The sequence below is a fragment of the Mesorhizobium sp. M7A.F.Ca.ET.027.03.2.1 genome, from assembly GCF_003999175.1.
Lineage (GTDB): Bacteria > Pseudomonadota > Alphaproteobacteria > Rhizobiales > Rhizobiaceae > Mesorhizobium.
In genome coordinates this window covers 1-3679 of the sequence record NZ_RZOM01000620.1, presented here as the reverse complement: position 1 = coordinate 3679, position 3679 = coordinate 1, and the positions used below count along the sequence as shown (strand labels likewise).

The following is a 3679-nucleotide window of genomic DNA, read 5'->3' as shown; positions in this document are numbered from 1 at the left end:
CATCAAGGACTTGGCCTCGGGCGCAGCGAGTTGGACGAGCCGCCGGCGTTGCGGCCTACCGCGCTGGGCCTCTAAGGCCGCGCGGCCAATGAAATCCTCAGGCTTGTCCCACGCAACCGTGAAAGCCAGTCCCGATTCCAAGGGGGTGTCTTCGTCACCGACATCCGAGCCCCAGTCACGGTAGCCTGCTTCAAGACGCAGCGTATTGAGGGCTACATATCCAGCGTGCCCCACGCCGAGATCGACGCCGCCGGCCACCAAGGCGTCGTAGACACCCAATGTCTGCTCGGTCGGGATGTGAAGTTCCCAGCCAAGCTCACCCACAAAGGTCATCCGGAATGCAAGCGCCAGTGCTGTATCCGACCTCGATTTCGCGAGCCGTCGCAAAGGGAAATCCTTCATTGGAAAAGTCTGCGGGACTGACGCGCTCCAGCAATTCACGCGAGCGTGGCCCCATGACGGAAAGAGTGGTGTAACCTGATGAAACGTCGGCGATTGCGACGTGGCCGGCTCCCTTGGCGTGCAGGCGCAACCACGCGAGATCGCGGGTTCGTTGCACGGCCGCAGTGACAATGAGAAATTCCTCGTCACCGGTTCGCGCGATCGTTACGTCGGACTCCATACCGCCACGCTCGTTCAGCCACGGCGTATACACGATCCGCCCGACCGCCACGTCCACGTCGTTAGTGGACAGGCGCTGGAGCAGGGCAAGTGCATCGGGCCCCTGGACAAGTATGTGCGCGAACGAGCTCTGGTCAAACAATGTGACGCCCGAGCGGGTGGCAGTGTGTTCGGCGCCGCTGCGCTCGAACCATCCGTCACGACCGAACGTCGCATGGTTTTCATTCGCTGATCCGGGGGCACCGAACCATTGGGCGCGTTCCCAACCGGCATTTTCACCGAAATTGGCGCCGGCGGCCGCCAGGCGGTCGTGGAGCGGGGACACGCGGACGTTGCGCGCCGACTTTGGTGACTTGTGCGGCAAATGAAGCGTCCAGAGGTTGCCCACGGCCTCCACCGTCCGGTCGTATAAATACCGTTTGTTTCGCTGGAAGGGCATGGACCGCCGCACGTCCATTTCCCAGCAATCGCCCGCTGGCAATCCCGTAGACATCCATTCGGCCATGACCTTGCCCGCGCCGCCCGAGGACTCGATACCGCAGGAATTGAACCCTGAAGCGACGTAAAGCCCCTGAATTTCAGGCGATGGCCCAAGGTGGAACGGTTATCCGGCGTGAAGCTCTCGGGGCCATTGAAGTTAAGTTGCAGACCGACATTTGCCAGGACCGGCATGCGCTCCATGGCCGCTGAGAGGTTCGATGTGGTCGAAATCCTCAGGCAGCGAATCGAAACTGAAATTGTGCGGTATGCCATCCATGCCCCAGGGCTTGCCGTTATGCTCGAAGAACCCCACGAGCAACTTCCCGGCGTCGGCCTTTGCATAGACGCGTGCGTCCATATCGCGGATCGTGGGCATGTCGTGGGGAAGGTCAGGAATGGCCTCGGTAACAACATAGAAATGCTCGGCAGCTTGCAACGGCACCGACCAGTTGAGATCAGCTGCCATGTCCCGCGTCCACAGGCCAGTGCTGATAACTGCCTTCTCAGCACGCACTGTCCCGTGACTGGTTATGACGCCGACGAAGCGGCCCTTTTCGACGAGGATGCGTGCTACGGGAGTCCGCTCGAGGATCGTTGCTCCACCTTGGCGAGCCCCGGCCGCGAAGGCGCGGGCCGTATCGATAGGGTTTGTCATCCCGTCGGAAGCGATCCATGCCGCCCCGAGAACATCACTCACGTCGAGCAACGGAACGCGGCGCTGGGCTTCAGCCGCGCTAATCAATTCGACGTCCAAACCAAACGATCGGCCCATCGAGGAGCCGCGCTTCAGCTCTTCCAGCCGGTCCTGAGTCGCGGCCACGGTGATGGAGCCTGTTTGCCGAAAACCGGTGGCTTGACCGGTCAGATTTTCAAGATCCCTGAACAACTCGGCGGAATATTGAGCGAGTCTCGCCATGGTTTCATTGGCGCGGAGTTGGGTCACCAGGCCCGCCGCATGCCAGGTTGTGCCGCACGTGAGCTGATCGCGTTCCAGGAGCAGAACGTCGCGGTGCCCAAGGCGCGTTAGATGGTAAGCTATGGAGAGGCCGATAATCCCACCTCCGATAACTACGTACTCGGCATGGGAAGGCAGTTTGCTGGCCACGGGAAGCGCTATTCTAGCTTTGTCGGGAAGGCGCCGGGAAGGCGGGTTAACTTTCACACTAAGCTAATGTCAAAGGTTGTCCGATGTCCGATGATCTGCAGGTTAAAAAACCAGAATTTCTGCGCGCTCCTGGCGTCGGACGCAGGGGTGCCTCAAGCCGAAGGACAGCGGCGGTCGCGCGGCAACGGGGCGACTTTGAGAATACCTACGAGCTTTGCATGAGACTGCCCGCAAGCGCGTACAACGCGCGCCCCGCGCTGGCACTCGCCGACGCGATCCGCTGTCATCGGAAGTGAATTGTCGGTCGCCGTCGCGACGGCCATGGATCTGCATGCATCCATAGCGTGACAAGCCATTTTCTAAAGGCATTTCCGGATACGAGCCGCTGTGCACCAACTTGATGCGCTGCGGACCGGCGACGGCCGACCGCTTCCAGAGCACCTCAAGGCTCAGGTCGGTCGCGAACTTGACCGCCTCGAACTACTCATTGAGCAAGTCAAGGCGGTGTAGGCCCGTTTCTCTGCCGCGGTCGTGCATGCAGAGCCCCCCTTTAGAAACTCCGGTTACAGAGCCTGCTTGCCGACTAGCCGTTCGAGCGCGGCAATGCGCGCCTCATAAGCCCGGAGAAGATCGGCCGCTGCGGCATTCTCGTCGATAGCGCCCGCCTGAAATTTCTCGATCCATATCCGCATCAGATTGCGTGAGATGTCGTGGCGCTTCGAGAGGGCATGCAGGGTCTCGCCGCCCAGCGGGCACACAGCTCCTCGTCCGACAGATTGAAGGTGTGCTTCAGGATCGCAAGCCCCCCATCAGCCACGTCGCCAACGGCGGCATGCCCGGTCCGTCCGAATAAACCGCGCCGAAACGATCATCAGCACCGGCCAGTCGATCGCCTGCGCCAGCCGCACCAGCTCATGCTTCATGTTGATGATCTGATCGAGCCTGGAGCGGAACAGATTCTGCTCTCGCGTCTCGCGCTTCTCGCGTGGCCTGGACACCGCCGTCCCCTCGATTCGCCTCGCCTAAACGAGTGAATCACGCATTGGCGCACAATGGAATCGTGCAAATCGAATTGCAAGAAAGCAAGAAAGCAGCGGCCAAACACTGCAACTCCTGCAATGCCTAACTAATCCTTAATCTTCCTCAATCAGCGAGCCGCCTTGCCGATAGTTCACGGGCGACGTCGTAAGGAACTGGCCGGGGGGCTCCGCTTATGCGGTTACGCGGTCTGGAACGCTACAACTCGCCGCCGCTGCGCCGGCACCACCGAAATACCGAGGTTTGGGAAGGGCAACCGCTAAATTGTCGTCGGCTTTAAGTCAGACCGCCCGACGGACTGCATTGTATGGCCTGCTGCCGGTTTTTCGGACACGAGGTTAAGCTAGCATAGCTTGTTCCTCGAACTCGACTGGGCTCAGGTAGCCTAGCGTCGAGTGCCTTCGCCGAGGGTTATAGAAGCGCTCGATGTAATCG

General features: G+C 60.5%; 4 protein-coding genes and 3 pseudogenes. 1 reads left to right on the top strand and 6 read right to left on the bottom strand.

Annotated elements, in window-relative coordinates:
- The 3 genes and pseudogenes from EN750_RS41525 to EN750_RS23515 all read right to left on the bottom strand — a co-directional run.
- Window positions 1–402, bottom strand: a pseudogene (locus EN750_RS41525) (aminomethyltransferase family protein); the annotation flags it as partial.
- Entirely contained in the window at window positions 317–1126 is an 810-nt protein-coding gene (locus EN750_RS41520) for a hypothetical protein (RefSeq protein WP_127397796.1), read from the bottom strand. The gene EN750_RS41520 and the pseudogene EN750_RS41525, both read right to left, overlap by 86 nt.
- A 132-nt stretch (window positions 1127–1258) precedes the next feature.
- Window positions 1259–2206 carry an FAD-dependent oxidoreductase gene (locus EN750_RS23515; RefSeq protein WP_189526401.1) on the bottom strand — a complete coding sequence of 316 codons (948 nt, stop codon included), beginning with the start codon at window positions 2204–2206 and terminating at the stop codon, window positions 1259–1261.
- A 355-nt stretch (window positions 2207–2561) separates the two neighbouring features.
- Here EN750_RS23515 and EN750_RS40925 point away from each other — a divergent pair.
- A pseudogene (locus tag EN750_RS40925) lies at window positions 2562–2713 on the top strand (IS110 family transposase); the annotation flags it as partial.
- 56 nt (window positions 2714–2769) lie between these two features.
- Here the strand turns inward: EN750_RS40925 and EN750_RS23505 are convergent.
- From EN750_RS23505 to EN750_RS23495, 3 genes and pseudogenes are all read right to left on the bottom strand, one after another.
- Entirely contained in the window at window positions 2770–2964 is a 195-nt protein-coding gene (locus EN750_RS23505; RefSeq protein ID WP_348629621.1) for a hypothetical protein, read from the bottom strand.
- Window positions 2952–3204 (bottom strand): annotated as a pseudogene (locus EN750_RS23500) (IS5/IS1182 family transposase); the annotation flags it as partial. The gene EN750_RS23505 and the pseudogene EN750_RS23500, both read right to left, overlap by 13 nt.
- 378 nt (window positions 3205–3582) lie before the next feature.
- Window positions 3583–3679, bottom strand: a 97-nt coding sequence (locus EN750_RS23495; RefSeq protein WP_143748509.1) for an IS3 family transposase, incomplete at its 5' end; no start/stop codon positions are given.